Genomic DNA, 25,028 nt, shown 5'->3' on the forward strand with positions numbered 1-25,028 from the left:
CTCGACCATGGTCTCCGTCACCGTCTGGAACGAGTTCGTCCACGAGCAGGAAGACGATGCCGTCGCCGAGGTGTACCCCGACGGCATCCACACGACTATCGCCGACGCGCTGGCCGGTCGGGGTCACGACACCCGGACGGCCACCCTCGAAGAACCCGAGCACGGGCTCACCGAAGCCGTCCTCGAGGACACCGACGTCCTGGTCTGGTGGGGCCACGCCGCCCACCACGAGGTCGACGACGAGGTGGTCGAGCGGGTCGCCGAGCGCGTCCACGACGGGATGGGCCTCATCGTGCTCCACTCGGCCCACGCCTCGAAGCCGTTCAAACGGCTCCTGGGGACGCCCTGTGACCTCACCTGGCGCGAGGCCGACGAGCGCGAGCGGCTGTGGGTCGTCGACCCCGGCCACCCGATCGCCGACGGCCTGAGCGACGCGCTGGTCTTCGACGAGGTCGAGACCTACGGCGAACCCTTCGGCATCCCGAACCTGACCGGCTGGTCTTTACCTCCTGGTTCGAGGGCGGCGAGGTGTTCCGCAGCGGGTGTTGCTTCCGGCGGGGCCGCGGGCGGATCTTCTACTTCCGACCCGGCCACGAGACCTATCCCATCTACCACCGCGACGACGTCCAGCGGGTGCTCGACAACGCCGTCCGGTGGGCGACCCCGACCGAGGGAGCCGACGCCTACGCCGGCAATCGCAACGTCGACGCTCCGGAATCTCGCTGAAGGGGCTTGCCGCCGAGCGACGGCGCGCAATCCCTCCGAATCAATCGTGATATTCGGGCGATTCCTTTTTGGGCGTCAACGACATAGACTCACACGTATCATGGGGTTTGGGAGCTACGACGAGTCGGAACAGGAAAACCAGGAGTACGACACCGACTTCGACGACGAGGACGGACTCGACGCCGCGGAGAACACCCACGAGGGTGACGTCGAGTACGAGTTCACCGCATCGAACGACGAACTTCTCGACCGCCTGAAGGACATCAAAGAAGACCGCAACACGTGAAAGCGGGGGTCCGTGCGCTCGGTATCGCGGAGTCCTACCGGGACACGACCAGCCACCTCGCGGGCGTCGTCGTACGTGCCAGCCGCGTCGTCGACGGGTTCGTCTTCGACACCTGCACCGTCGGCGGGAGTGACGCGACCACAGCCGTCTGTTCGATGGTCGACCGACTGGACCGCGAGGACGTCCGCTACCTCCTGCTGTCGGGCATCGCCCCGGCGTGGTTCAACGTCCTCGACCTCCGTCGCATCCACGAGGAAACCGACCTGCCGGTTCTCTCGGTCACCTTCGAAGACTCGCCAGGCCTCGAGTCGGCCATCGAGGAGGCCTTCGACGACCCCGAGACCGTCGCCGACCGTCTCTCGACCTACCGCGCCCAGCCCGAGCGCCACCCCGTCACGGTCAACGACGAGACGGTGTACGTCCGGGCGGTCGGCCTCCCCGACGACGAAGCCGCCGACGTCGTCCGCGCGTTCACGCCCGAGGGCGGCCGGCCCGAGCCCCTTCGAGTCGCGCGACTGGCCGCGCGGGGACTCGTTGACGCCGAGTGACTGGCGTTCGCCGGGACCGCCGCGTTTGATACCACGGCCCGCCAACGGCCGGTATGACCCAGATGGACGGCCTCGACGTCGTCGACTGTACGCGCTGTGACGAACTCTGCGAGTCGCGCTCACAGATCGTCAACGGCGTCGGCCCCGCGGACGCGGACCTCCTGTTCGTCGGGGAGGCACCCGGCGCGAACGAGGACGAACAGGGCGAACCGTTCGTCGGCCGCAGCGGCGACGTCCTCGACGAGACGCTGCGGGACGTGGGCCTGGACCGCGGCGACGTGCGCATCACCAACTGCGTGCGCTGTCGCCCGCCGGACAACCGCGACCCGAAAACGCAGGAACTCGCGAACTGCCGCGAGTACCTGGAGACCGAAATCGACCGCGTCGACCCCGAGGTCGTCATCACGCTGGGGAAGGTCCCCGCCCAGCATTTGCTTGGCCGGGACGTGGCGGTGACCGGCGAGGCGGGCACGGTCCACGACGTCGCCATCGCCGGGTCGCCGCGACGCGTCCTCGTCTGTGTCCACCCGGCGGCGACGCTGTACGACCCCGGTCAGAAGGACACCTTCGCCGCCGCGCTCGCGAAAGCGGCGGACTTCACCGACGACGAGAGCGGGCAGCGGCGGCTCGACCACTACTAGACCACTTTGCTGCGTCGTCCTTCCTCGCGCCGCCTCGCGGCGCTGCGGGAGGGCTCCTTGCAAAAACCTGGAGAAAAAGGCGGGACCTCGCTTCGCTCGCTCCCGTGAAACCGCGCCTCCGGCGCGGTACGCTCACTGCAGGCCTGCCCTTCCCCGGGTCGTCGCACGGAGGCGACTCCCGGCCAACCGCACCGCCACTCCTCGCGAAATCTGTCCGAAGGGGAAGCCACTTAGCCTCCGTTTTCGTATCCCCTCGCATGAACGCCAGACAGACGGCCGCGGAGGTGGTCGTCGTCGACTACGGACTCGGGAACCTCCGGAGCGTCACGCGCGGGCTGGAGCGTGCCGGTGCCGAGGTGACGCTCTCCGAGGATCCGGCGGAGTTCGCGCGGGCCGACGGCATCGTCCTCCCCGGCGTCGGGGCCTTCTCCGAGGGGATGGAGAACGCCGGCCCGTTCCGCGAGACGCTGGTCGAACAGGCCGAGGCGGGCACGCCGCTCTTCGGCATCTGTCTCGGGATGCAGATGCTCCTGACCACGAGCGAGGAGGCCGACCACGCCGGCCAGGGCGATGCCGAGGGCCTCGATCTCGTCCCCGGGAAGAACGTCCGCTTCTCGCGCGACCAGACGGTCCCGCACATGGGCTGGAACGAACTCGACGTCCAGCGCGACCACCCGCTCGTCGAGGGCGTCGACGGGGAGTACGCCTACTTCGTCCACTCGTACTACGCCGTCCCCGACGACGAGGACGCGGTCGTCGCCACCACCGACTACGGCGTCGACTTCGCCTCCATCGTCGCCAACGAGGCTGGCAACGTCTTCGGCACCCAGTTCCACCCCGAGAAGTCGGGCGAGACGGGCCTCCGTATCCTCCGGAACTTCGTGGACTACTGCGTCGACCAGTAGCAGTGCCGTAGCGATGCGGTGGCGGTGGCGATGCGGTGGCCAGGCGCGCGCTCTGTCGCGCGCCGGCAGAGAAGGGCAGGCCCGAGCGAGTCGCATACGCCCAGCGTAGCGAGGCGTTTCACCGGAATCGCCGACGGCGATTCCGGCCTTTAGCGTAGATTTTTGCGAGTGAGGGTGCCCGCAGCGAGCGCAGCGAGCGAGGACACCCCCCGAAGCAAAAAGGTACTATAGGAAATCTCTGACGTCAGAGTACCACATGTCGTGCTCGTCGACGGCGTCGATGGCCTCGGCGACGTAGACGGCGATGGCGTGCCAGCACAGCTGGTCGGGGTCGTCGGCGTCTAAGTTGTACTCGCTGTCGGCACACTGGCAGCCGCCGTCCTCGACGATGTACTCGTCGTCGTGGCCGACGACGACGGTGAAGTCACGGTAGCCTTTCACCCGTCCTTCGCCGACGGCCTCGATGGCGCGCTGGCCCCGGTCGCCGTGGGTATCGACGAGACGTGACACTGCCTCGGGGGTGAGTTCCCCCGCCTCGGCGAGCAGTGCCGTCCACTCGTCGACCCCGGTCACACGTCGGCTACGGACACCCCCGACAAAACAGCGTCGGCTCCTGATTCGGCGGGTCGGCTAGCGAGATAGTCGGCAACGCGCCAGAAACCCACGCTCTCACCTCTGACTCGCGCCCGGCGGTCGGTCCTCAAACGACGTGAGACCGGGAGCGTTCCGGGCTGGTCACATCCACAATCTCGGAGGCGAACAGTACAGGGTGAGTTTCGGTGCCTGTATGTGGGATATATTGACAGGATCTCACTAATTGTCTATGGAGTCATAATATTCTTTAATCCGATTATCAGCCGCTCTACGTCCTCATCTAACCATTTACTCGAATTCGTATCAGAGTACGTTTATTATCCCGCGGAAGCCAGTGGGAGGTAGATGCCACAGTACCAGATTGAAGCAGACATCGTCGATTACCTCTCAGCTGAAGGACCTGTGAACAAACGATTCATTCGCCGGGCACTGGCTCAGCAGTGGGAGGTTCGAATCACGTACTCGACGCTCGAACCCTTGTTGAAAAAGCTCTGTGAGGAGGGCGTCCTCTCCACCGAACGATCCGGGTCCATGGTCAGATACGACATCAGTTACGAGCGGAAACGCGAGCTGTCTGCCAGCAAAGATAGCATCGAAGCCTGACCGGTCGTGGGCACTCGAACGGGAGATGAAGCAACTCGATGTGCCCAGTGAACGGGACCGGGTCGCTGCGCATCCGCACTATTCAGCACGCCAGCCCTGTCGACATCCGAGGGTTTCGACGGGTTCGGGTACCGATATTCTACGAGTCCGCAGCGCCGGAAGCGTAAACACAGTGGGCGCTAACGAACCATCATGGCCGCCGGCGTCCCCTGGTTCGCACTCGGTTCGTTCGGGTCGGGGGTGGGTTCGCTCTACCTGCTCGCCCAGTTGCGCGACCACCGCGGCAAGCCCGGCGCGGACTGGTTCGTCGCGACCATCGCGACCATCACGGTGTGGTGTGTCGCGGCCGGCATCGGCGCGCTGGTGTTCGACCCGGCGATTCGCCTGGCCGTGGAGACGGTCGTCTGGCTCTGTCTGACCTGGATCGGCGTTTTCTTCCTGGCGTTCGCGCTGGGCTATACGGGCCGGACGGGCCTGCTCGAAGGGTGGGGCTTCCGGGCCGGGATGGCGCTCCCGCTGGCGACGTCGGCGCTGATCGTGACGAATTCGCTGCACGGCCTGGTCTGGGAGGGCTTTCGCGTCGTTGAGTCGCTCGGTGGCGCGGCCGCCGAGTACACGATCCTCCCGCTCGGACAGGTCGCCGTCCTCGTGGCGATGCTGTTCGTCAGTTTCGGGACGCTGCTCGTCTTCGACACCGTCGTCAGTTACGGGCCGCTCTACCGGCGCGAGGCCGTCGCCGTCGGCCTGAGTCCGATCCCGCCGGGCTTCGCGCTGCTGGCGTGGGCGGGCGGCGTCGGTCCGGTGGCGAACCTGACGACGCTGTTTTTCCTGCCACACATCGCGCTGGACACCTACGCGTTCGTCCGCAGCGACATGTTCGAGTTCCACCCGGCGACCCGCCGGGCGGGCGAGCGGGCGGCCATCGACGACATCGCGACGCCGGTGGCCATCGTCGACGTCGACGGGCGGGTGGTCAACCTCAACCCCGCCGCCGAGGGGATGCTCGCGATGGACAAGCAGGCGGTGCTGACCCGGCCGCTCGGTGACCTGCTCGTCGGTGACGCCGTCAGCGCCGACGGCGAACCGGACCAGGTGACAGTCGAGAACGGCGGGTCGCCACGCGAGTTCAAGATCCAGCAGACGGAACTGCGCGACGAGGGCGGGACCCAGCTGGGCTACACCGTCGTCTTCCAGGACGTCACCGACGAGATCCGTCGCGAACGACGCCTGGAGGTACTCAACCGCTTTCTCAGGCACAACGTCCGCAACGAGGGCGTGGTCATCCAGGCGCGGGCGGCGTTGCTCGCCGAGGACCTGACCGGCGACCACGCCGCCCACGCCGAGACCATCGAGGCCGCCGTGGACCGCCTCGTCGAGTCAGGCACGAAGGCACGGACCCTCTCGGAGGTGGGGGCCGACGACGCGGCGCCGATGTCGGTCGACCTCCGCCGGTCGGTCACCGCCGCTGTCGATGGACTGACCGACGAGTATGTGGGCGAGGTCACGGTGTCGGTGCCCGAGACGCTCTCGCTGACGACCCAGCCGGACCTGCTGGAGGTGGTGGTCGAGAACCTCGTCGAGAACGCCCTGGCACACGTCGACGACCCGACGGTGGCTGTCGCCGCGACGGCCGACAGCGACGACGTCGTCCTCACTGTCAGCGACGACGGGCCGGGGGTGCCGGACCACGAACTCGCGGTACTCGACCGTGGCCGCGAGACCGACCTGGACCACGGCAGCGGCATCGGCCTGTGGCTGGTCCGCTGGGCGACCACCGCCCTGGGAGGGACGCTCTCTTTCGACACGAGCGACGGGACGACGGCGACGGTCCGGTTGCCACGGGACCGGACCGCCGGCGAGCGGTAGCCCGGACTGTGGCTGCCAGGTCGGGAATTCGCCGATCGACGTCCGGTATCAGTCGATCCGCCACCGCCCGCCGAGTTTGTCGTGTTCGTAATCCTGATACTGCCCGTTCAGAAACGTCGTGACCCGCCCGTTCTCCTCGCTCAGCGTGATGGCCCACAGCACCTGCTTTCGGGTCGAGGCCTCCAGTGCGCTCAGGTGTTTGGTCCCCATCCAGTCGGCAGGGCTGACTTCGCCGGCACGCTCGCGCTCGGAGTCACTGAGGTTCCGGACCCGGACCATCTGCTCCTGTATCGTCCCGTCGCCGGCGACGACGATGGCCCCGTCGCGGCTGAACGCCACGTCGCGTGCGACCTCGAGGAACGCCTCGGACTCTCGCTGGACGACCTCGCACTCCTCGACCGGCCACGTGTTCATCCCCAGCGGGTCGGTGTAGTTCCCGAAGTCGATGTCCGCGACGATCAACACGTAGAGGCTCGGGCCGGTCACGTGGCGCTCGTCCCACCGGTCGAACTCGACGCTCAGCGTCTCGGCGGCGTATCTGATGACGTCCATGAGTTCGCGACTCGTCGCGTACTTCGCTCGAAGTGGGGTCCGGTCTGACATGAATTCGGCTCGGATCTGTGCTTACTACGACGCGAGGCCGCTTGAAGATACGGTCCCGGTGACAGCACGGGTCCGAACGTGAGTACGTTCGTCGAGCGGCCCGGCTACTCGCCCGGCGCCGGTCGAACGACTTAACGCCGCGTGTCTGCAGATGCAGGTATGCGCGTCAGCGAGGGACAGGTCACGGTCGAGGTGCCCGAACAGCCCGACGCGGGCAAGGGCGCCGACGTCTTCTTCAACCCAGTCCAGGAACTGAACCGGGACCTGACGGTCGCGGCTCTTCGAGCCTACCGGGAGCGAGACGACGGGGCCGAATCGTATCTGGACGCCACTGCCGCGAGCGGCATCCGCGGCGTCCGGGCGGCCGCCGACGGCTGGGAGACGACGCTCTGTGACATCGACGACGCGGCGACGGCGCTCTGTGAGCGCAACCTGGAGCGCAACGACCTCGCCGCCGCCGTCACGCGCGAGAACGCCAACGTCCTCATGCACTCAGAGGCCTTCGACGTGGTCGATGTCGACCCCTTCGGAACACCCATCCCCTTCGCTGACGCCGCCGTCCAGGGCACGAAACGCCTGCTCTGTGTCACCGCCACCGACACCGCGCCGCTGTGTGGGGCGCACTTCGAGAGCGGCGTCCGTTCCTACGGCGCGGTCCCGCGCAACACCGAGTTCCACGCCGAGATGGGGATGCGCGTCCTCCTGTCGGCGATGGTCCGGACCGCCGCGCGCTACGACATCGCTGCCCGTCCCGTCCTGAGCCACGCGACGAAACACTACGCCCGCACGTACCTCGAGTTCGACCACGGTGCGCGCGTCGCCAACGACTGCATCGACGACCTGGGCTACATCTATCACTGCCAGCGCTGCCTCTGGCGCGACCACGAGTTTGGCCTCATCGCCGACGCACCCGACGAGTGTCCGAACTGCGGCGAGCACCTCCAGACGGCGGGTCCCATCTGGCTGGCCCGGACCTGCGAGCCCGCGTTCGCCGAGGCGGTCAGCGAGCACCTGAGCGAGGACATGGGGACCGCCGACGAGGCCGCCGACCTGCTCGCGACGCTCGCGGCCGAACTCGACACCCCGACCCACTACGACCAGCATCGCCTCTGTAAGCGGTGGGGCCGCGGCGCGGCGGCGATGGACACATTCATCGAGAAACTGCGCGACGCCGGCTTCGACGCCTCCCGGACCCACTACGGCGGGACGACGTTCAAGACCGACGCCGACGTCGTCGAGATCCGCGACGCGACCGCCGAGTGACTCAGCGCCCGTTCGCCCGTTTGCGCGTCCCGCCGCGGAGCGTCTCGACGAGGTCGTAGGCGAACAGGTACAGCGGCCGGAGGAAGTAGTTCGCCATCCCCGCGAGGCCGAGCAGGCCACCCAGCGCCTGCACCTCGGCCGGCGTGGCCGACGGCTCGACCACGAGCGGGAGGGCCGCGACGACGACGGCGAGCCACAGCGACTGCAGCAGGTGGCCGACGTTGACGCCGGCGACCCGCCCCACCGGGGGCTCCGCGGGCCGGGCCACGAAGAGCCCGACGGCCAGAACGACCAGCCCGCCGACCAGCAGGAGCGACGCCCCGACACCGGCGACGCCCAGCGCCAGCAGGATGCCGGCGGCGACCAGCAACAGCACCGTCACCTGTATCGACCCCTCGCGGATGGCCGCTTCCGTCTCCATATCCCCGAGGTTGGCGGGACCGTGCATAAACCCTGTGTGCGACCCCGGATGTGGACGTCTGGCGGCGTATCGTCCCGCGTGACCGGCCGCGACGTGGGACGGGGAGGGACTCGTCGGTCGCGGCGCGAGACGACGCGGGACTAATCGGTCGCGACGCGGAACGACGAGCGGTTAGTCGGCCGCGACGTTCGCGACCGGCCCCGTCTCGACGCCGGGCAGGGCGTGCAGGTAATCGTCCAGGTCGAGTGCGAAGGGGCCGGTCGCCGGGAGGTCGACCCACGAGAACTCGAAGGTCGCGCCTCGCTCCGCGCCGGTCCCGGTGACGACGTGGGTCCAGGTGTCCCGGGACTCGTGGACCGGCGCGTGGTAGAAGTTGCGCACGTACCGCTTGGGCGGGGACTCCCGTCTGGTCCAGACGTCGGTGACGAGGTGTCGCGGCGCCTCGATTGTCGCCAGCCCGCTCTCCTCGGCGATCTCCCTGAACACCGCCTCGCGGGGCGACTCGCCCGGTTCGACGGTGCCTTTCGGGATCTGCAACCCGTCGTGGCCCGGTCCCTCGAACACCAGCAACTCCGACCCGTTCCTGGTGATGTAGGCACAGGCCTTGGTGACGTGTTCGACGTCCTGTACTGACATACCAGACAATCGTGCATCGTGACGTATAATACTGGTCAAATAGTCTCCTAATAGAATATTAAGTGTTCGAACATGGTCTGTTGACGGGTTTTGGTAGTCGAATACACGCTCTCGAACGGTCGCACCCGGACCCGTTCATCGGACGTCCGGACTCGGGGCCCGCGGGAGCAGGACCACCGCGACGGCTCCGAGCGCGGCGCGCCCCGTCTCGGGAGGCCGGCGTTGGTCCCGCGACACGGACGTATATATAACAGCCGTCCGACATCCCGCCGTGAACACCGCACGGGCGCTCGCCGTCTCTCGTGACCTCGTCGACACCGTCCGGACCGAGCAGATATCCTTCCTCGCCGCCAGCATCGCGTACTACATGTTCGTCTCGGTGATTCCGCTGCTGTTGCTGGGGCTCGTCGTCGGGTCGCTGGTGGGCGGCGAGGCGTTCGCCGCGCGGGTCGTCGGCGCGGTGGCTTCCGCGCTCACGCCGGCAGCACAGGGGTTGCTCGAGAGTGCACTGACGAGCGGCGTGGGGCGGGCGGGGCGACGGTCGTCGGACTCGCAGTGCTGCTGTGGGGGGCGCTGAAGATGTTCCGGGGGCTCGATCTGGCCTTCGCCCGCATCTACGGGAGCGTCCAGAGCCACTCGTTTGTCGACCAGTTGCGCGACGCGCTGGCGGCGCTGCTGGGGATCGGGCTGGCGCTCGCCGGACTCGGCGCCGTCGCGTCGCTCGGGGCCCTCTTTGGCCTCCAGCTTGCCTTCGGCGGCCTCCTCCTGGTGCCCGTCCTCGCGGTGGCCTTTTTCCCGCTGTACTACGTCTTCCCCGACGAGGAGATGACCGTCCGGGAGGCGGCCCCCGGGGCGCTGCTGGCCGCCGTGGGCTGGACGGTGCTTGGCACCGCCTTCGGCGTCTACGCCGCCCAGGCAGACGCTTTCCAGCTGTACGGGGTCGTCGGCGGCGTCCTCCTGCTCGTGACGTGGTTCTACTTCGGCGGGCAGATCCTGCTGGTCGGCGCGGCACTCAACGCCGTGCTCGCAGGTGTCCGGGACCGGCAATTACAACACGAACCGCTTCGAGAGTCCAGCAAAGCGATGAGCGAGGACGCCGATGCACGCGCCGGCGACACGCCGTCCCCAGGCGGCGAGCCCGGGCTGGAGCGGTCGCCCGACGACCTGTCAGAGGAGGAGCTCGCGGCGCTTCGCGAGGAGTTCGAGTCGTTCCGCGAGGAGGTCGACGACCGCACTCTCCACCGCGAGGACGTCGAGGCGGACCTGAAGCAGTACGTCCGCCGACGGATGCGCCGAGGTCACGTCCGAGGCTGGGGCCCCTACGTCGTCCTGTTGTACGGGACGCTGATGACGCTGGGCGCGTTCTACTACCTGCAGGGAGCGTGGGCCGTCCTGGCGATGCTGGTGGTCTGGCTCTCGACGCTTGGCCTGTACGTCGTGATGGTCGTCGTCGGGGTCACGTTCTCCGCCGCGGGCGTCCCCGGTCGGGTCGCCGACCGGGTCCGCGACTGGCGGGACTGACACGCGGCGTCACCGCCGTCCGCTCGGGGCCCCGGGCGTGGTCGCCGCCCCGTTCGACCCGCCGGCGTCGGACCCGGCGTTGCGTGCCGCGGTGACCTACCGGCGCTGCCGCTGGCCGGTGCGCGCGTCGCGAAAAATGTCGGGTGGTCGCCGCTCAGAACTTCTCGAGGTACTGGTCGAGCTTCCCACTGCGAGACGTCGACGAGGTACTCCTTGTGTTCCTGGCGTTTGGCCTCGACGAAGTTCTCGAAGACGTGCTCACCGAGTGCGTCGCTGATGACTTCGTCGTTCTCGAGTTCGTCGACGGCTTCGCCGAGGTTCTCGGGCAGCGTGGTGATGCCGTACTCCTCGCGCTTTGCCTCGTCGAACTCGTAGATGTTCTCGCGGACCGGGTCGTCGCACTCGAGGTCGCGCTCGACGCCGTCCAGACCGGCGTGGATGAGCGCGGCGAAGGCGAGGTACGGGTTACACGACGGGTCGGGGAAGCGGGCCTCGATACGCGAGGCGGCCGGGACGCGTGCGGCCGGCTTGCGGATGAGCGCCGAGCGGTTCCGGTCGGACCAGGCGACGTAGACGGGTGCCTCGTAGCCCGGGACCAGGCGCTTGTAGGAGTTCACGGTCGGGTTGGTGACGGCCGTGATGGCGGGCGCGTGGTCGAGGATACCGGCGACGAAGCTCTTTGCCGTCTCGCTGAGGTTGAACTCGTCGTCGTCGTCGTGGAACGCGTTCTCGCCGTCCTCGGTGAAAAGCGAGATGTGGGTATGCATGCCGGAGCCGTTGATGCGCGGGATGGGCTTGGGCATGAACGTCGCGTGCAGGTCGTGTTCGGCCGCGATGGCGCGGACGACCGACCGGAAGGTGGCGACGTTGTCGGCCGTCGACAGGGCGTCGTCGTAGGTGAAGTTGATCTCGTGTTGCCCTTCGGCGACCTCGTGGTGGGAGGCCTCGATGTCGAAGCCCATGTCCTCGAGCCCGTAGATGATGTCACGGCGAACGTCGCTCGCGAGGTCCTTCGGAGCGAGGTCGAAGTAGCCACCGGCGTCGTTGGTCTTGGTGGTGGCGCGGCCGTCCTCGTCCTCCTCGAACAGGAAGAACTCGGGCTCGGGTGCGGCGTTTACCTCGTAGCCCATGTCGGCGGCGCGGTCGATGGCGTCCTTGAGGACCCCACGCGGGTCGCCCGAGAACGGCTCGCCGGTCGACGTGTCGATGACGTCACAGATGAGTCGAGCGCTGGAACCGCCCTCGACGTTCTCGCGCCACGGGAGGATAGAGAACGTCGACGGGTCCGGGTCCAGGCGCATGTCGGACTCCTGAATCCGGACGAAGCCGTCGATTGACGACCCGTCGAAGTAGATGCCTTCGGTGAACGCCTTCTCTGCCTGGTCGGCGGTGATCGAGACGTTCTTGATTGTTCCAAGGATGTCCGTGAACTGTAGCCGCAGGAAGTCGACGTTCTTCTCCTCGATTTCGTCGAGGACGTCCTGGGCCTCGTCCGAGAGTTCGCTTGTCATGTTGGGACACCGGATAGGAACGCCGCCACTACTAAAACCCTGCTGTTTTGCGCAAACATTCCGGCGTTCCCGACTGCATCTGGACATTCGTAAAATTCTAATCCCTGGGGGGCGTGTCTCGATGTAATGACGTACGAAAATCTCGACCGGAAGTTAGTGAATGCCCTGCTCGGCGACGGGCGGGCGAGCCTTCGAAGCCTCGGAGAGGACCTGAACGTCTCGGTAACGACGGTGTCGAACCACCTCTCGGACCTCGAGGACGAGTCATCAACGGCTACACGCCGAAGCTCGACTACGACGCGCTGGGCTACGACGTCACCGCCATCATCCAGCTGAAAGTCGAGGGGTCGGCGCTGCCCTCGGTCACCGACCGGCTCAAGGAACACAAGCAGATGATCTCGGTCTACGAGGTCACCGGCGACTACGACATCATCGCCGTCGGGAAGTTCACCGACACAGACGGGATGAACGCCCAGATCAAGAAGCTCCTGACCGACCCCGAGATCAAGGAGTCGAACACCTCGGTCGTGCTCAACGCCGCCGCCGAGAACGAGCAGTTCGAGCTCGACATCGAGGAGTAGCCCGCTTTTCGTCGTCTCCAGCCACCGCCGCCGTCGCGAACCGCCAGCCTCTTGACTGACCAGTCAGTCAGTTCTAGCAATGAGCGACGGCGACCCCGCAGCCGACATCATGCAGGCCACCTACCGGGCGCTGTGTACCCACGGGTACGCCGACCTGACGATGCAGGACATCGCCGACGAGTCCGCAAAGAGCAAGGCGGCCCTCCACTACCACTACGACAGCAAGCACGACCTGCTGTGTGCCTTCCTCGAGTACCTCCACGACCGGTTCGTCGAGCGCACGAGCGACCCGGCGGGGGCGTCCCCGGCCGACCGCATGGTCGCCCTGGTCGAGACGGTGCTGGACAAACCCGAGGACGACCGCGAGGCCTTCGAGACGGCCATCCTCGAGATCCGCGCCCAGGCACCCTACGAACCCGGGTTCCGCGAGCGACTCACCCGGTTCGACGACTACCTCGCCGGTGAGTTCGAGGCGCTGCTGGCGGCCGGCATCGAGGAGGGCGTCGTCGACCCGGCGGTCGACCCCGAGGACACCGCGAAGTTCCTCGTCACGATGCTGACTGGGGCGGCGACGGAACGGGTCACGGCCGGACGGCCGGTCGAGTGTACCAGGCGGATGCTCGCGGAGTACGTCGAGACGCACCTCCTGGCCGACGGGCTGGAGGCCGACCTGTGAGTCTCCTGGAACGGCTGGCGGCGCTGGGCGACCTCTTCCGGGGCCAGGAGGACCTGGACCTCACGAGCGGCGACATCGGCCGGCCGCTGCTTTTCCTGTCGCTGCCCATCGTCGTGACGAACCTCCTGCAGGTCGCGTACAACCTCGCCGATACGTTCTGGCTGGGCCAGTACTCGACGACGGCGCTGGCGGCCATCTCCTTTGCCTTCCCGATGATCTTCCTGCTCATCTCGCTGGGGATGGGCCTGTCGGTGGCCGGGAGCGTTCTGGTCGCCCAGCACACCGGCGCGGACGAACACCGCCAGGCGGAGTACGCCGCCTCCCAGACGGTCACGTTCGCCCTCGTCGCGTCGGTGCTGCTGGGCGTCGCCGGCTACTTCTTCGTCGGGGACTTCCTCGCGCTGCTGGGGGCCTCCGACCAGGTGCTCCCCGGGGCGACCGGCTACCTGCAGGTCGTCTCGCTGGGTCTGACGGCGATGTTCGGCTTCTTCGTGTTCATCTCGCTGATGCGCGGGGCGGGCGACACGGTGACGCCGATGCTGGTGATGCTCGGCACGGTGATCCTGAACATCGTGCTGGACCCGTTCCTCATCTTCGGCGTGGGGCCGTTCCCCGAACTCGGCGTCGTCGGCGCGGCCATCGCGACCGTCTTCTCGCGGGGCCTGGCGCTGGTCGTCGGGATGACTATCATGCTCCGGGGCGACCGCGGCGTCCGCATCCGGCCCCGAGACATGGTCCCCGACGGCGAGTACCTGACCAAGCTGCTCCGCCTGGGTGTGCCCGCCTCGCTCGAGGGGACCGGCCGGGCGCTGTCGGTCAACGCCATGCTCTTTATCGTCGGGACGTTCTCGGTGACCGTCGTGGCGGCCTTTGGCGTCGGCATCCGCGTGTTCTCGCTGGTCTTCATGCCCGCCATCGCGATGGACCGCGGCGTCGAGACGATGACCGGCCAGAACCTCGGCGCGGGCCGGCCCGACCGGGCCGCGACGGCCAACCACTTCGCCGCGAAGGTGTCGTTCGCCCTCCTGACCGCGCTGGGGCTCGTGACGATATTCGCCGCACCGACGGTCGTCAGCGTGTTCAGCGACGACCCCGACGTGGTCCGCATCGGGGCCGACTTCCTCCAGTGGGTCGCGCCGACGTTCGGCTTCATCGGCATCGTCCGGGCCTACTCCGGGGGTTTCCGGGGCGCCGGCAAGACCCTGACCGCGGCGGCGCTGGCCGTATTGATGCTCGGGGTCATCCGCCTCCCCGTGGCGTGGGTCGCCTCCCGGCCCGTCGCCGTGCCGGCGTGGTTCGGCCCGGCGGTCGTCGACCTCTTTGCGGCCTCGCTTTCCGAGCAGGGAATCTGGCTGGCCTTCGGCGTCTCGAACGTGCTGGCGGCCGCCATCGCCGCGGCGTGGTTCCTCCGAGGGACCTGGCGCGACGCCGACCCGCGCGAGGCGGGCGAGGCCGTGGTGGCCGACGACTGACGCCAGCGGGACCTTCGAATCCATCGTGTGACGGCCGTCTGACGTACGTTCTTGGGGGTCGGCGTGCATGCTGCTGCCATGCACGCCGGCACCGACGCGACCGACGCCGACGACGAGGGACTCCTCTCGGTGTTCGGTGCCCCCTTGCTCGACGCCCTGGACGGCGACAGCGACCGGCAGGCCGCCCGGGCGCTCGCGCTGCTCGCCGACGCCGACCCCGACCTGGTCGGCCCGCTGGCCGGCCGGCTGCTCGAGCGCCTGCCGGCGGCCACCGACCGTGAACCGCTGGTCCGAACGCTGGCGACGCTGGCCGACGATCACACCGACGCGGTCCGGGCCGCTCTGGACGCGCGCGACGTCGACCGCTCGATCAGAGCGGCCATCGCCGAGGCCGACGGGTGGGCCGTCGCCGAACGCGCCGACGGCGGCACCGACGTCGCCGGCGCGGTCCGCCGCGTCGTCGAGACGGACGCCCCGCGTCCCACCGGCCCCGCGGTCGTCGAACGCGAGGGCACGACAGACCCCGGCCGCGAGGCCGACGCCGACCGGGCGGCCGAACGCGAACACCGCGGGGACCCGGCGGCCGTCGACCGCCGCGACCGCATCGAGCGCGCCGAGAACTCGCGGGCCTTCCGCGCCATCGACATGCTGAGCGCGTTCGAGGACCTCTCGGTCGTCGAACCCGAGCAGGCGGTCCGGTACGGCTCGGTCCTGCGGACCCGGGCGAGGCTGGAGGGCGACGTGCTCGGGGTCGCCCTGCGCCTGTTCGACCTGCCCGACGACGCCGACGACCGCCGCGAGTTCGCGGCACGCGTCGCCGAGTCGCTGGCCCAGTGGGACGCCGTCGTCGACCACGACGGGGTCGCGGCGGTCCACGACTGGGGCGACTACCCGCGCCCGTGGGTCGCCACCCCGTTCCTCGACGGGTCGCTGGCCGACCGCGGCCGTCCGAGTCCGGAACGGGGCCTCCGCGAGGCGGCCCACCTCGCGGGCGCCGTCGCGCACTGCCACCGCAACGGCGTCGTCCACGGCGGCTTGGACCCCAAATCGGTGGTCTACCCCGAGCGTTCCTTCGACGGCCTCCCGGCGCCGAGGCTCGACAACGTCGGCCTGATGGGCCCCGTGCGTGACGTCTTCGAACCGTCGTCGTACTTGGACCCTCGCTACGCCGCGCCGGAGTACTTCTCGCGGGAGTACGGCGCCGTCGACGCCGCCTCGGACGTCTACGCGCTCGGGACGGTCTGTTTCCGCCTGCTGACCGGCCGGCCGCCCGTCACCGGCGATTACGAGACGGTCCGTGAGAGCGTCCTGCACGACGAAGTGCCGAACCCGACGGCCGTGAACCCGCGCCTGCCCGATGCCGTGGACCACGTCGTCGCGAAGGCGACGGCGACGGACAAGCTCACCCGCTACGAGACGGCCGCGGCGGTCCGGCGGGACTGCTGGCGCCTGGTCCAGTCGCTCGACTAGATTACGGCGCCGGACTGCAGGACGGCGACGAGAACCGTCACCGTCAGCACGCTCAGGACGGTGGTCACGAGCACCGTCGCGCTGACGAACTCGCCGGGGGCGAACCCGTCCTGCGCGCCGCTGAACGCCCCGACCAGGATGATGGGCGTCACGCCGGTCGGCGTCGCCAGCAGGAGGACGACCACCCGGGCGACGGTGGGGTCCTGGAACCCGAGGAGGAGCACGGCCGCGATGGCGACGACCGGGGCAAGCACCAGCTTCAGGGCGCTCGCGACGCCGACGGGGCGGAGCGTCCCGCCCATGTCGACGTTCGACAGCTGGATGCCGAGGATGAGCAGCATGATCGGAATCGAGGCGTTGCCCAGTATCTCCAGGGTCTCCATGAGCGTCGAGTCGGCCGGCGGCGCGACGCCGAGCCAGCGGACCGCGAGCGAGAGCACGACCGCGTACACCAGCGGCACGCCGAAGACCTGCTTCATGTCCGAGACGGGGTCGCTGTCGGCGCCCCGGGCGGCGATGTAGATGCCGAGCGTGTAGAGCAAGACCACCTGGAGCGCCGTCACGAGCACCGCGAGACTCCGGCCCTGCGCGCCGAAGACGAAGTCCGCCAGCGGGATGCCGTAGTTGCCGGTGTTCGCGAAGATGGCGACGAGGACGAACGCCCCCAGCAACGGCTCGGACTGGCCGAACGAGCGGCCCACGACCTCGGCGACGGCGAGCATCGCGGCCGTGAACGCCACGACGGCGACCACCACCCGGAGGATGGTCCCGCCGGTCACCGTCGACGTCGTCAGGCTGTGGACGACAAGCGCGGGCGCGAGGACGTACACCGTCACCGTGTTCAGCGCGTCCACCTCCACGTCCTCGTACCGGCCCAGCGCGAACCCCACCGCAGAGACCGCCACGATGGGGAGGATGGCCGTCGCGAAGATGGTGAGCAGCGACACGGTGGGGCGTCTCGCGTCCACTGTGAGAATACTTTCGACTCCTGCCCAACAGTGATGCGTCGCCGCCGAGTACCCGCGGGCATGCAGGAGGCGTACATCGTCGACGCGGTTCGCACGCCCTTCGGCGCTCGCGACGGCGCGTTCCGCGATACCCATCCCCAGGACCTGGCGGCCGAACCGCTCCGTGCCCTGGAAGCGCGCAACGGCTTCGACGGGCCCGACGTCGAGGACGTCGTCTACGGCTGTGTGGTCCCCGTCGGCGAACAGGGACTGAACATCGGCCGCATCGCCCCGATGGTAGCCGGGTGGGGCGAGACGGTGCCCGGCGTCCAGCTCAACCGGATGTGTGGCTCGGGCCAGCAGGCCGTGAACTTCGCCGCCGGGCAGATTCGGGGCGGAATGGCCGACCTGCTGGTCGCCGGCGGCGTCGAGCACATGACCCGCGTCCCGATGGGCAGCGACACGCCGGGCGACACTCACAGCTACGCCGACCCCGGCGGCGTCACGGACACCTACTTCGAGCACTTCGACGAGCTGACCACGCAGGGCGAGGGCGCCGAGCGTATCGCCGAGCAGTGGGGCTTTTCCCGGACCGAACTCGACGAGCTCGCCGTCGACTCACAGCGCCGCTGGGGCGAGGCCGCCGACGCGGGCAAGCACGCCGACCAGGTCGTCCCCGTCGAGACGACGCTGGACGGCGACCCGGTCACTGTCTCCGAGGACGGACATCCCCGACCGGACACCGACGTCGAGACGCTGGGTGACCTGCCGCTGGTCTTCCGCGACGAGGGCGACGGCGTCGTCCACGCCGGGAACGCCTCGGGAATCGTCGACGGCGCCGCAGCGACGCTGGTCGCCTCCGAAGCCGCGTGCGAGGCGCACGGCTGGGACCCGCTCGCCCGCATTGTCGACGCCACCGTCGTCGGCGTCGACCCGACGACGATGCTCACCGGCCCTATCCCGGCGACCGAACAGTGCTGGAGCGAACGGGGCTCGATATCGCCGCTGTCGACCGCTTCGAGGTCAACGAGGCGTTCGCGCCCGTCGTCGCCGCCTGGCTCGAGGAGACGGGCGCGGCCTGGAGAAAGACGAACGTCTGGGGCGGCGCCATCGCCCACGGCCACCCGCTGGGGGCGACCGGCGCGGCCCTGCTGGGGAAACTGCCCTCCCAGCTCGCGGACTGCGGGGGCCGGTACGGTCTCTGTACGATGTGCATCGGTTTCGGCCAGGGCGTCGCGACCCTCGTCGAACGGGTCTGACGACAGGATGACGGAGTTTCCCGTAGCAATGGATCCCCTCCAGAGCCGGAACGCCGCGGCTGTCATCGGGTGTGAAGCGCCCGACTGCCCCCGAGACCGTCGGTCTCGCGCTGGCTGCACCCGGGGTGGTTCGAAAGACGCGCCGCGTCTTTGGGCGACGTCGTCCGCCCGACCTATCGGTTCACGCCGACGGTGACGAGGGTGCCGTGCTCGCGGTAGCGCTCGACCATCGCCGCGCGCGTCTCCCACTCCTCGGTGGGGAAGGCGTCGGCCGGCGGGATCTCGATCTCGCGGTCCGGCACGTTGTCCTGGACGGCCACCGCGAGGCCCGCCTCGCGGAAGGCCTGGCGGTACTCGGCCCCGCTCCAGCGGGTCATGGGCACCTCGACCAGTTCGTCCCAGTGGTGGGTGTGGACGCTCTCCTCGAAGTAGTTGACCGCGCAGTGGAACGTGCCGCCGGGCCCCAGGACCCGCGCCACCTCGCGGAGGACGGCGTGGGGGTCGCTCGCGTAATAAAAGGCCTCCATCGAGAAGCAGTGATCGACGCTGTCGTCGGCAAAGGGGAGGCGTTCGAAATCGCCCACCAGGAAGCCCACGTCGGGGTCGTCGGTGTACGATCGGGCGTTTGCAGCCATCGCGGGCGCGGCGTCGATGCCGTAGGCCCGCGCGGCGTCCTTGGTCTCTTTGAGTGCGCGCCCGGCGTAGCCGCTGCCACAGCCCAGGTCGAGGACGGTGTCGCCGGCCTCGACGGGCATCCGGGCCAGGACGTGCTTGGCCGTGTGCCAGTGGCGGTCCTCCATCCCGCGGTCCTTGCCGCGGGCGGCCCACTCGTCGAACTCGTCGCTGACGCTCATACACGGGCTGGGTCCGGCGCGGCCAAACACCCTTCGACTCGGGCGGCCGGGCCGGGAGCGTTATGCGTGCGCGCCGTCAAGCCGGTGGCGTGTCGAGACCAGGCCGCTACCGCGTCTCCAGCACCGCCCAGCAGGTCGTGGGCGGGTTCCTGCTGGCCGGTCCCTTCGTCGTCACCGAGGAGGTGTGGGTGCTCGCGGCGAACATGCAGTCCGCCCACGCCGCGCTCGTCGCGGGCATCGTCTTCGCCATCGGCTACGGCGCCCTCTACGAGGCCGACGAGGACCGCGACGTCGAGGCGGAGGCCGAGGTCGGCGGGGTCCCCATCCGCTTCATCTCGCTGATGGTGGTCTCGTTCGGATCGGTGGCGCTCCTGGCGCTGGTGTTTACCGCCCCGAACGCCTTCCTCGTCGAGGGTGGGGTCCTGGCCGACCCCACGCGGGCCGACGTCGCGCTGACGACGGTGAAGGCCGTCTCCGTGGGTGCTATCTTCAGCGTCGTCGGCGCCGCGACGGCCGACAGCGTCTTCTGAGCCACCGGACCCGTATACTTAATGTCTGTCGCCACGCGTTCCCGGACATATGGAGTATACGCTGGCCATCGACAACACCCCCGACACTGTCGAGGGCGGGACCGGGATTCTCCTCTTGCACCCGTCGACCGGCGCGACGGACCGACTGGACACCGACTTCCTGTCGACCGACACCGACGCGATGTTGGTCATCTCGACGCGGACGACCGCCCGCGAGGTCAAACAGAAACTCGAGTACTACGAGGTCGACGAGTCGAAGGCGACCATCCTCGATACGCTCTCGGTCGAGCGTGGCTACACCCGCCGGCAGTCGGCCGGCGTGAAGTACGTCTCGGCCCCGGACGACCTCGAGGGCATCGTCGAGGAGACGGAGGCGTTCCTCGACGCCCACGAGGGCAAACTTCGCATCACCTTCGATTCCGTGACCGAACTCATCTACTACGCCGACGAGGACCGGGCCCTGTCGGCGGTCGGTGACATCCTCGACCTGCTCGACGCGTACGACGCCGTCGGGATGTTCCACCTGGCCCAGGGCGTCCACGACGCCGAGACGGTCGACCGGTTCCGCGACCTGTTCGACGGCGTGGTCGAACTCGCCGAGGACGGCACCATCACCAGCGAGTTCTGATAGGGTCCATCGTAGCCGGTCGGTACGAACGAGCCGTCCGACCGGCCGAGGTGTTCGATTCCCCCGAGCGAGACTCTATGGAGTACGACGACACTCCCTATGAGCGACCTGTCAACGCGGGCTAATCACTAATTATTAAGAGGGTATGGGCCATCAAAACAGCCTGTATGCCGGAATGCCAGAACTGCGGTAATTTTGTAACGGCTGCCTATGCTCGTGTCTTCACACCCAACGGTGTCGAGAAGCCACGGGTCTGCCCGCAGTGTGAAGACAAGATTCGAGACGGAGCGGACGTTCGCGAGGCGCGGTCGACGCGCCGCGGATAGGCGATTTTCGGGGGGAAACGGTGTCCCTGTCTCTCTGAGACCGTGACCGGGTTCGGTCACGCGTCGACGCTCGTCGCCGACAGCCTCACGCTCGGGCGTCGGCGACGAGCGCCCGGGCCCGTTCGAAGACGTCGTCGGCCCGACCCGATTCGCGGGCCTCGGCGGTGACCCGTACGAGCGGCTGGGTGCCGCTGGCCCGGAGCAGGAACCAGGCGTCGCCAAGGTCGACACGGACGCCGTCGAGCGTGGTCACGTCGTCGTAGGTCGAGAGGACCGTCTCGCGAACGGCGTCCATCACGGTGCCTTTCGCCGCCACCTCGACGCTGTCCCGGCGGATGGGGTAGTCGGGCACGTCGGCCGCCCGGTCGGCCAGCGAGCGCTCGGCGTCCAGCGCGGCGACGGTGCCGGCCGCCAGCGGGCCGTCGGGACACAGCGTCCGGTCCGGCCAGATCCACGACCCGCTGGGTTCGCCGCCGAAGGCGACGCCCTCGCCGCTCGCGGCCTCGGCGACGTAGACGTCCCCGACCGGCGTGTACTCGACGTCGACGTCCGTCTCGGCGAGGTAGTCGGCGACGGCGAGACTGGTGTCGACCGGGACGGCGACCCGCTCGCCGGGGTCGGCGGCCGCCCGGGCGAAGATGGCCAGCAGGACGTCCCCCGAGAGATAGGTGCCGTCGCCAGCCACCGCCCGCATCCGGTCGGCGTCGCCGTCGTGGGCGACGCCGAGGTCCGCGTCGGACTCGGCGACCAGCGTCGCGAGCGACCGGCAGTTCTCGGCCTTCGGCTCGGAGGGACGGCCCGGGAACGCGCCGTCCGGCTGGGCGTTCAGCGTCTCGACCGTACAGCCCAGCCCTTCCAGCACGTCCAGCGTGACGCCGCCGGCGCCGTTGCCCACGTCGACGACGACGTGGCTGTCGAGCGCGTCGCGGTCGAGCGCCTCACGGACCGCCTCGACGTGGCGCTCGCGTGCGTCCCACGTCTCGTAGTGGCCGGTGCCGTCCCAGTCGGCGGGGTCGAACACGTCCTCGGCGATGCGCTCCTCGATCTCCTCGCGCAGCGGGGCGTCGAAAGCCTGTCCGCTCGGTTGCCACAGCTTGATGCCGTTGTCCTCGGGCGGGTTGTGACTCGCGGTGATGGAGACGCCGGCGTCGGCGTCGCGCCACCCGACCGCACGCGCGACGGTGGGCGTCGCCGCCAGGCCCAGGTCGACGACGTCGGTGCCGCTCTCGCGGAGGCCGGCGACCAGCGCGGCCTGCAGGAACTCGCCGCTCTCGCGTGGGTCCCGCCCGACGACGACGCGCTCGCTCTCGACGCCCAGCGCGCGACCGACCGACAGCGCCAGGTCCGCCGTCACAGTCTCGCCGACTGGCCCACGGATACCGCTCGTCCCGAACAGTGTCATATCCGCTCCGTCGAGCGGGGGCGAAAAGAAGACTCTGGCTCCGGCAGCGCGGCTACTCGGTCGGCGACCACTGACAGGCCGTCCCGGTCGCCAGGTCGGCCTCGTCGACGTGGGCTGCCAGGCAGCCGTAGTTGCAGTACTGTGCCGTGGGTTCCCCGCCGGGCGTCGTCGAGAGGAAAAGGGGGTCGTGGTCCTCGACGGGACACCCGCAGTACGTACACGCGACCATACCGACAGAGAGCACGGCGGAGAACAAACGTTTTGTCCACGTCTCCCGACCCCCCGGACATGAAACAGGGCGGCTCCGAGGTGGCGAAGCGGGCGGCCGGCGAGTCGGCGGCCGAGGCGGTCGAGGACGGGATGGTCGTCGGCCTGGGCACCGGGAGCACCGCGGCCCACGCCATCCGGGCCATCGGGCGGGCGGTCGACGCCGGCCTCGACGTCGCCGGCGTCCCCACCTCGTTCCAGGCGCGTGAACTGGCGCGTGACTGCGGCATTCCGCTGGTGGACTTAGACGAGGCGTCGGTCGACCTCGCCATCGACGGCGCCGACGAGGTGGCCGGCGGCGACCTGGTCAAGGGCGGCGGCGCCGCCCACGCCCGCGAGAAAGTGGTCGACGCGAGCGCCGACCGCTTCCTGGTGGTCGCGGACCCGACGAAACTGGCCGACGACCTCTCTCACCCGGTCCCGGTCGAGGTACTACCGGCGGCCCGGACGACCGTCGCCGACGTCGTCCGCGGCCTCGGCGGCGACCCGACGCTGCGGGCGGCCGAGCGCAAGGACGGCCCCGTCGTCACCGACAACGGCAACCTCGTGCTGGACTGTGACTTCGGGACGATCGACGCCCCGGCCGACCTCGGGGGGACGCTCGCCGACACCCCGGGTGTCGTCGAACACGGCCTGTTCGTCGACCTGGCGGACGAGGTCCACGTCGGGACCGCCGACGGCGTCACGGTCCACGACCGCTGAGCGGCGCCGCGGCTGGTCGGTGCGTGAAAAAATCAGAAACGGGTACTGACAGTCCTACAGGTCGCGCGGCTGGACTGTCTTGCGGTCGTTCTCGCTGGCCCGACGGGCCGCGTCGTCGAGCAGCTCCCCGACCTCTGCGTCGAGGGCATCGTAGAAGTCAGAGGAGACGTTCATGTCATCGAGCGCTTCCTTCACGGCGGCTTTGACGATTAGGTCTGCCATACAGGAGTCCCATCCGTATGGATGACTTATATACTTTCCCCCAGAGGACCCGTCTCGTCGCTATTTGCGGCAGTCTGAGCCGGTTTCTGCCCGAAGACCGGTTATAAATCAAGCATTCTGTCCTGCATAGTACGGTCACATTCGCCGTTTCGACCGGAAACGGGGGTCTGCGGCGCGCCTGCTGCCGCTCGCGCGCGCTCGGGACGGACCGACGGATAGGAGTAGCCGCCGCCCGGAGAGGGGGACATGCGCGACCTACTGGAAGCGGTCGCGGCGGGCGACCTCTCGCCGGCCGAGGCCGAAGTGGAACTCGCGGGCTACGCGACCAACGGTGCGGGCCGGTTCGACGCAGCACGCACGGACCGGTCGGGCGTCCCGGAGGCGATACTCGGCGACGGGAAGGACCCGGCCGAGATAGCGACGCTGGCGGCGACGGCCGTCGAGACGACCGGCCGGGCCATCGCCACCCGGGTCGACGAAGACGACGTGGGGGCCGTCCGCGACCGGTTGGCGGAGGCGGCCCCCGACGCGTCGGTCCGCTGGAACGAGCGCTCGAACTGGCTGGTGGCGACCACGCCCGACTTCGAGCGCCCCGACCTGTCGGCGGCGGTCGGTATCGTGACCGCGGGCACGTCCGACGCCGTCCCGGCCGGCGAGGCGGCGATGGTCGCCCACGAGATGGGCGCCAGCGTCAGCCGCATCGACGACGTCGGCGTGGCGAGCATCGCCCGCACCATCGACGCCGTCGACCGGTTGCGCGACCAGGACGTCCTCGTCGTGGCGGCGGGCCGCGAGGGAGCACTCCCGACGGTCGTCGCCGGCCTCGTCGACGTGCCGGTCGTCGGCCTCCCGGTGTCGACCGGGTACGGCCACGCCGGCGAGGGCGAGGCGGCGCTCTCGGGCATGCTCCAGTCCTGTACGGCCCTGTCTGTGGTCAACGTCGACGCCGGGTTCACCGCCGGGGTGCAGGCGGGGCTCATCGCACGACGGCTCGACGATGCCCGATGACCACGTGACGGGATACTAACCAAGTGGGTACACCGGTCTCCTGCCCCCAGGGCTATGTACAGATGTCGGCACGCTAACGGCCGACGACTACGATGCCTGAATGTAACCACTGCGGCGCACACGTCTCGGACCAGTTCGCCCGCGTCTTCGCCGACGAGACCGGCTCCATCAGGGCGTGCCCCAACTGCTCGGCGAACGCTGGCATCGCTGAGGTGTCGAGACAGCGCGCTCACCAAGTGTGAGGCCCTCCGGGCCGCCCGTACAGCGCGATGACCACCACGCGGAGCCCACACCACGTCTACGTCCTGCGGTGCAGTGACGACACGTTCTACACCGGCTACACCACCGACGTCGACCGCCGCGTCGCCGAACACGACGCCGGCGAGGGGGCGAAGTACACGCGCGGCCGGACGCCGGTCGAACTCGTCCACGTCGAGTCCTACGACAGTCGCTCCGCGGCCATGTCCCGGGAGTACGAGATAAAACAGCTCTCCCGCGACGAGAAGGAACGCCTCGTCGAGGCGTAAGCGCGAGGTTTTTTCCACCCACCGGGTGTTGCT

At 68.9% G+C, this 25,028-nt stretch carries 26 protein-coding genes and 5 pseudogenes; 21 read left to right on the top strand and 10 right to left on the bottom strand.

The genetic code is table 11. From position 1 onward, the window contains the following. Positions 1-7 precede the first annotated feature (7 nt). The 5 genes and pseudogenes from P1N55_RS12985 to hisH all read left to right on the top strand — a co-directional run bounded on the left by P1N55_RS12985 (position 8) and on the right by hisH (position 3,106). A pseudogene (locus P1N55_RS12985) lies at positions 8-726 on the top strand (ThuA domain-containing protein). Between the two features lie 100 nt (positions 727-826). After that, a complete protein-coding gene (locus P1N55_RS12990; protein WP_276275973.1) occupies positions 827-1,012 on the top strand; it encodes a DUF5786 family protein in 186 nt (61 codons plus the stop codon). Next, positions 1,009-1,560, top strand: coding sequence for an endonuclease dU (locus P1N55_RS12995; RefSeq protein WP_276275974.1), 552 nt, complete (start codon positions 1,009-1,011; stop codon positions 1,558-1,560). The genes P1N55_RS12990 and P1N55_RS12995 overlap by 4 nt, the downstream gene beginning before the upstream one ends. Positions 1,561-1,613: 53 nt before the next feature. Then, complete coding sequence (locus P1N55_RS13000) at positions 1,614-2,201, top strand: uracil-DNA glycosylase (protein WP_276275975.1); 588 nt, start codon at positions 1,614-1,616, stop codon at positions 2,199-2,201. 257 nt (positions 2,202-2,458) lie between these two features. Beyond that, on the top strand, positions 2,459-3,106 hold the full coding sequence (gene hisH, locus P1N55_RS13005; protein ID WP_276275976.1) for an imidazole glycerol phosphate synthase subunit HisH: 648 nt from the start codon (positions 2,459-2,461) through the stop codon (positions 3,104-3,106). A 225-nt stretch (positions 3,107-3,331) separates the two neighbouring features. Here the strand turns inward: hisH and P1N55_RS13010 are convergent, their stop codons facing one another. Further along, positions 3,332-3,679, bottom strand: coding sequence for a hypothetical protein (locus tag P1N55_RS13010; RefSeq protein ID WP_276275977.1), 348 nt, complete (start codon positions 3,677-3,679; stop codon positions 3,332-3,334). A 366-nt stretch (positions 3,680-4,045) separates the two neighbouring features. On the opposite strand from P1N55_RS13010, the gene P1N55_RS13015 reads away from it, so the two are divergent. Then, entirely contained in the window at positions 4,046-4,303 is a 258-nt protein-coding gene (locus P1N55_RS13015) for a BlaI/MecI/CopY family transcriptional regulator (RefSeq protein ID WP_276275978.1), read from the top strand. Positions 4,304-4,495: 192 nt separating this feature from the next. Then, positions 4,496-6,169, top strand: coding sequence for a histidine kinase N-terminal 7TM domain-containing protein (locus tag P1N55_RS13020; RefSeq protein WP_276275979.1), 1,674 nt, complete (start codon positions 4,496-4,498; stop codon positions 6,167-6,169). A 48-nt stretch (positions 6,170-6,217) separates the two neighbouring features. On the opposite strand, the gene P1N55_RS13025 is transcribed toward P1N55_RS13020, so the two are convergent. Continuing rightward, positions 6,218-6,772: a diadenylate cyclase gene (locus P1N55_RS13025; protein ID WP_276275980.1), complete on the bottom strand. Its 555-nt coding sequence runs from the start codon at positions 6,770-6,772 to the stop codon at positions 6,218-6,220. 159 nt (positions 6,773-6,931) lie between these two features. On the opposite strand from P1N55_RS13025, the gene P1N55_RS13030 reads away from it, so the two are divergent. Beyond that, on the top strand, positions 6,932-8,035 hold the full coding sequence (locus P1N55_RS13030) for a tRNA (guanine(26)-N(2))-dimethyltransferase (RefSeq protein ID WP_276275981.1): 1,104 nt from the start codon (positions 6,932-6,934) through the stop codon (positions 8,033-8,035). Position 8,036: 1 nt separating this feature from the next. On the opposite strand, the gene P1N55_RS13035 is transcribed toward P1N55_RS13030, so the two are convergent. Beyond that, positions 8,037-8,456 carry a hypothetical protein gene (locus P1N55_RS13035; RefSeq protein WP_276275982.1) on the bottom strand — a complete coding sequence of 140 codons (420 nt, stop codon included), beginning with the start codon at positions 8,454-8,456 and terminating at the stop codon, positions 8,037-8,039. A 171-nt stretch (positions 8,457-8,627) separates the two neighbouring features. Beyond that, complete coding sequence (locus P1N55_RS13040) at positions 8,628-9,092, bottom strand: NUDIX hydrolase (RefSeq protein ID WP_276275983.1); 465 nt, start codon at positions 9,090-9,092, stop codon at positions 8,628-8,630. 271 nt (positions 9,093-9,363) lie between these two features. Between P1N55_RS13040 and P1N55_RS13050 the strand changes: the two are divergent. Further along, positions 9,364-10,613 (top strand): annotated as a pseudogene (locus tag P1N55_RS13050) (YihY/virulence factor BrkB family protein). A gap of 154 nt (positions 10,614-10,767) precedes the next feature. Here P1N55_RS13050 and glnA read toward each other — a convergent pair. Then, a pseudogene (gene glnA, locus P1N55_RS13055) lies at positions 10,768-12,124 on the bottom strand (type I glutamate--ammonia ligase). A 126-nt stretch (positions 12,125-12,250) separates the two neighbouring features. Here glnA and lrp point away from each other — a divergent pair. From lrp to P1N55_RS13075, 4 genes and pseudogenes are all read left to right on the top strand, one after another. Continuing rightward, positions 12,251-12,705: pseudogene (lrp, locus tag P1N55_RS13060) on the top strand (HTH-type transcriptional regulator Lrp). A gap of 79 nt (positions 12,706-12,784) precedes the next feature. Then, entirely contained in the window at positions 12,785-13,381 is a 597-nt protein-coding gene (locus P1N55_RS13065) for a TetR/AcrR family transcriptional regulator (protein WP_276275986.1), read from the top strand. Further along, on the top strand, positions 13,378-14,853 hold the full coding sequence (locus P1N55_RS13070; protein ID WP_276275987.1) for an MATE family efflux transporter: 1,476 nt from the start codon (positions 13,378-13,380) through the stop codon (positions 14,851-14,853). The genes P1N55_RS13065 and P1N55_RS13070 overlap by 4 nt, the downstream gene beginning before the upstream one ends. A gap of 78 nt (positions 14,854-14,931) precedes the next feature. After that, positions 14,932-16,323 (top strand): protein kinase domain-containing protein, encoded by a 1,392-nt coding sequence (locus P1N55_RS13075; RefSeq protein ID WP_276275988.1) that lies wholly within the window; start codon positions 14,932-14,934, stop codon positions 16,321-16,323. On the opposite strand, the gene P1N55_RS13080 is transcribed toward P1N55_RS13075, so the two are convergent. Then, complete coding sequence (locus P1N55_RS13080; RefSeq protein ID WP_276278730.1) at positions 16,320-17,270, bottom strand: AEC family transporter; 951 nt, start codon at positions 17,268-17,270, stop codon at positions 16,320-16,322. The two genes, P1N55_RS13075 and P1N55_RS13080, sit on opposite strands and share 4 nt — an antisense overlap. Positions 17,271-17,351: 81 nt before the next feature. On the opposite strand from P1N55_RS13080, the pseudogene P1N55_RS13085 reads away from it, so the two are divergent. After that, positions 17,352-18,529: pseudogene (locus tag P1N55_RS13085) on the top strand (thiolase family protein). Positions 18,530-18,702: 173 nt separating this feature from the next. Here the strand turns inward: P1N55_RS13085 and P1N55_RS13095 are convergent. Beyond that, positions 18,703-19,383 carry a class I SAM-dependent methyltransferase gene (locus tag P1N55_RS13095; RefSeq protein ID WP_276275989.1) on the bottom strand — a complete coding sequence of 227 codons (681 nt, stop codon included), beginning with the start codon at positions 19,381-19,383 and terminating at the stop codon, positions 18,703-18,705. A gap of 62 nt (positions 19,384-19,445) precedes the next feature. Between P1N55_RS13095 and P1N55_RS13100 the strand changes: the two genes are divergently transcribed. From P1N55_RS13100 to P1N55_RS20160, 3 genes are all read left to right on the top strand, one after another. Beyond that, positions 19,446-19,913, top strand: a complete 468-nt coding sequence (locus P1N55_RS13100) for a DUF2391 domain-containing protein (protein ID WP_276275990.1) — start codon at positions 19,446-19,448, stop codon at positions 19,911-19,913. A 49-nt stretch (positions 19,914-19,962) separates the two neighbouring features. Continuing rightward, the gene (locus P1N55_RS13105) at positions 19,963-20,541 is read left to right on the top strand and encodes a DUF7090 family protein (protein WP_276275991.1); all 579 of its coding nucleotides are present in this window, start codon (positions 19,963-19,965) and stop codon (positions 20,539-20,541) included. A gap of 167 nt (positions 20,542-20,708) precedes the next feature. After that, entirely contained in the window at positions 20,709-20,867 is a 159-nt protein-coding gene (locus P1N55_RS20160) for a DUF7563 family protein (protein WP_419181080.1), read from the top strand. An 85-nt stretch (positions 20,868-20,952) separates the two neighbouring features. Here the strand turns inward: P1N55_RS20160 and glmM are convergent, their stop codons facing one another. After that, complete coding sequence (glmM, locus tag P1N55_RS13110) at positions 20,953-22,269, bottom strand: phosphoglucosamine mutase (protein ID WP_276275992.1); 1,317 nt, start codon at positions 22,267-22,269, stop codon at positions 20,953-20,955. A gap of 52 nt (positions 22,270-22,321) precedes the next feature. Next, positions 22,322-22,498 (bottom strand): hypothetical protein, encoded by a 177-nt coding sequence (locus P1N55_RS13115; protein ID WP_276275993.1) that lies wholly within the window; start codon positions 22,496-22,498, stop codon positions 22,322-22,324. Between the two features lie 59 nt (positions 22,499-22,557). On the opposite strand from P1N55_RS13115, the gene rpiA reads away from it, so the two are divergent. Then, on the top strand, positions 22,558-23,238 hold the full coding sequence (rpiA, locus tag P1N55_RS13120) for a ribose-5-phosphate isomerase RpiA (protein ID WP_276275994.1): 681 nt from the start codon (positions 22,558-22,560) through the stop codon (positions 23,236-23,238). A gap of 54 nt (positions 23,239-23,292) precedes the next feature. Here rpiA and P1N55_RS13125 read toward each other — a convergent pair whose 3' ends face one another. Beyond that, positions 23,293-23,460 carry a DUF1931 domain-containing protein gene (locus P1N55_RS13125; protein ID WP_276275995.1) on the bottom strand — a complete coding sequence of 56 codons (168 nt, stop codon included), beginning with the start codon at positions 23,458-23,460 and terminating at the stop codon, positions 23,293-23,295. A 246-nt stretch (positions 23,461-23,706) separates the two neighbouring features. Between P1N55_RS13125 and larB the strand changes: the two genes are divergently transcribed. The 3 genes from larB to P1N55_RS13140 all read left to right on the top strand — a co-directional run bounded on the left by larB (position 23,707) and on the right by P1N55_RS13140 (position 24,995). Beyond that, positions 23,707-24,468 carry a nickel pincer cofactor biosynthesis protein LarB gene (larB, locus tag P1N55_RS13130; RefSeq protein ID WP_276275996.1) on the top strand — a complete coding sequence of 254 codons (762 nt, stop codon included), beginning with the start codon at positions 23,707-23,709 and terminating at the stop codon, positions 24,466-24,468. Between the two features lie 92 nt (positions 24,469-24,560). After that, entirely contained in the window at positions 24,561-24,710 is a 150-nt protein-coding gene (locus tag P1N55_RS13135; RefSeq protein ID WP_276275997.1) for a DUF7563 family protein, read from the top strand. 27 nt (positions 24,711-24,737) lie between these two features. Further along, positions 24,738-24,995: a GIY-YIG nuclease family protein gene (locus P1N55_RS13140; RefSeq protein WP_276275998.1), complete on the top strand. Its 258-nt coding sequence runs from the start codon at positions 24,738-24,740 to the stop codon at positions 24,993-24,995. Positions 24,996-25,028: the final 33 nt, after the last annotated feature.

Source organism: Haloarcula regularis, from assembly GCF_029338315.1.
Lineage (GTDB): Archaea > Halobacteriota > Halobacteria > Halobacteriales > Haloarculaceae > Haloarcula > Haloarcula regularis.

Coding starts and splice junctions, on each gene's coding strand:
- P1N55_RS12990 (WP_276275973.1), top strand. CDS start 827: ATGGGGTTTGGGAGCTACGACGAGTCGGAACAGGAAAACCAGGAGTAC.
- P1N55_RS13000 (WP_276275975.1), top strand. CDS start 1,614: ATGACCCAGATGGACGGCCTCGACGTCGTCGACTGTACGCGCTGTGAC.
- hisH (WP_276275976.1), top strand. CDS start 2,459: ATGAACGCCAGACAGACGGCCGCGGAGGTGGTCGTCGTCGACTACGGA.
- P1N55_RS13015 (WP_276275978.1), top strand. CDS start 4,046: ATGCCACAGTACCAGATTGAAGCAGACATCGTCGATTACCTCTCAGCT.
- P1N55_RS13020 (WP_276275979.1), top strand. CDS start 4,496: ATGGCCGCCGGCGTCCCCTGGTTCGCACTCGGTTCGTTCGGGTCGGGG.
- P1N55_RS13025 (WP_276275980.1), bottom strand. CDS start 6,772: ATGTCAGACCGGACCCCACTTCGAGCGAAGTACGCGACGAGTCGCGAA.
- P1N55_RS13030 (WP_276275981.1), top strand. CDS start 6,932: ATGCGCGTCAGCGAGGGACAGGTCACGGTCGAGGTGCCCGAACAGCCC.
- P1N55_RS13035 (WP_276275982.1), bottom strand. CDS start 8,456: ATGGAGACGGAAGCGGCCATCCGCGAGGGGTCGATACAGGTGACGGTG.
- P1N55_RS13040 (WP_276275983.1), bottom strand. CDS start 9,092: ATGTCAGTACAGGACGTCGAACACGTCACCAAGGCCTGTGCCTACATC.
- P1N55_RS13065 (WP_276275986.1), top strand. CDS start 12,785: ATGAGCGACGGCGACCCCGCAGCCGACATCATGCAGGCCACCTACCGG.
- P1N55_RS13075 (WP_276275988.1), top strand. CDS start 14,932: ATGCACGCCGGCACCGACGCGACCGACGCCGACGACGAGGGACTCCTC.
- P1N55_RS13095 (WP_276275989.1), bottom strand. CDS start 19,383: ATGAGCGTCAGCGACGAGTTCGACGAGTGGGCCGCCCGCGGCAAGGAC.
- P1N55_RS13100 (WP_276275990.1), top strand. CDS start 19,446: ATGCGTGCGCGCCGTCAAGCCGGTGGCGTGTCGAGACCAGGCCGCTAC.
- P1N55_RS13105 (WP_276275991.1), top strand. CDS start 19,963: ATGGAGTATACGCTGGCCATCGACAACACCCCCGACACTGTCGAGGGC.
- P1N55_RS20160 (WP_419181080.1), top strand. CDS start 20,709: ATGCCGGAATGCCAGAACTGCGGTAATTTTGTAACGGCTGCCTATGCT.
- glmM (WP_276275992.1), bottom strand. CDS start 22,269: ATGACACTGTTCGGGACGAGCGGTATCCGTGGGCCAGTCGGCGAGACT.
- P1N55_RS13115 (WP_276275993.1), bottom strand. CDS start 22,498: ATGGTCGCGTGTACGTACTGCGGGTGTCCCGTCGAGGACCACGACCCC.
- rpiA (WP_276275994.1), top strand. CDS start 22,558: ATGAAACAGGGCGGCTCCGAGGTGGCGAAGCGGGCGGCCGGCGAGTCG.
- P1N55_RS13125 (WP_276275995.1), bottom strand. CDS start 23,460: ATGGCAGACCTAATCGTCAAAGCCGCCGTGAAGGAAGCGCTCGATGAC.
- larB (WP_276275996.1), top strand. CDS start 23,707: ATGCGCGACCTACTGGAAGCGGTCGCGGCGGGCGACCTCTCGCCGGCC.
- P1N55_RS13135 (WP_276275997.1), top strand. CDS start 24,561: ATGCCTGAATGTAACCACTGCGGCGCACACGTCTCGGACCAGTTCGCC.
- P1N55_RS13140 (WP_276275998.1), top strand. CDS start 24,738: ATGACCACCACGCGGAGCCCACACCACGTCTACGTCCTGCGGTGCAGT.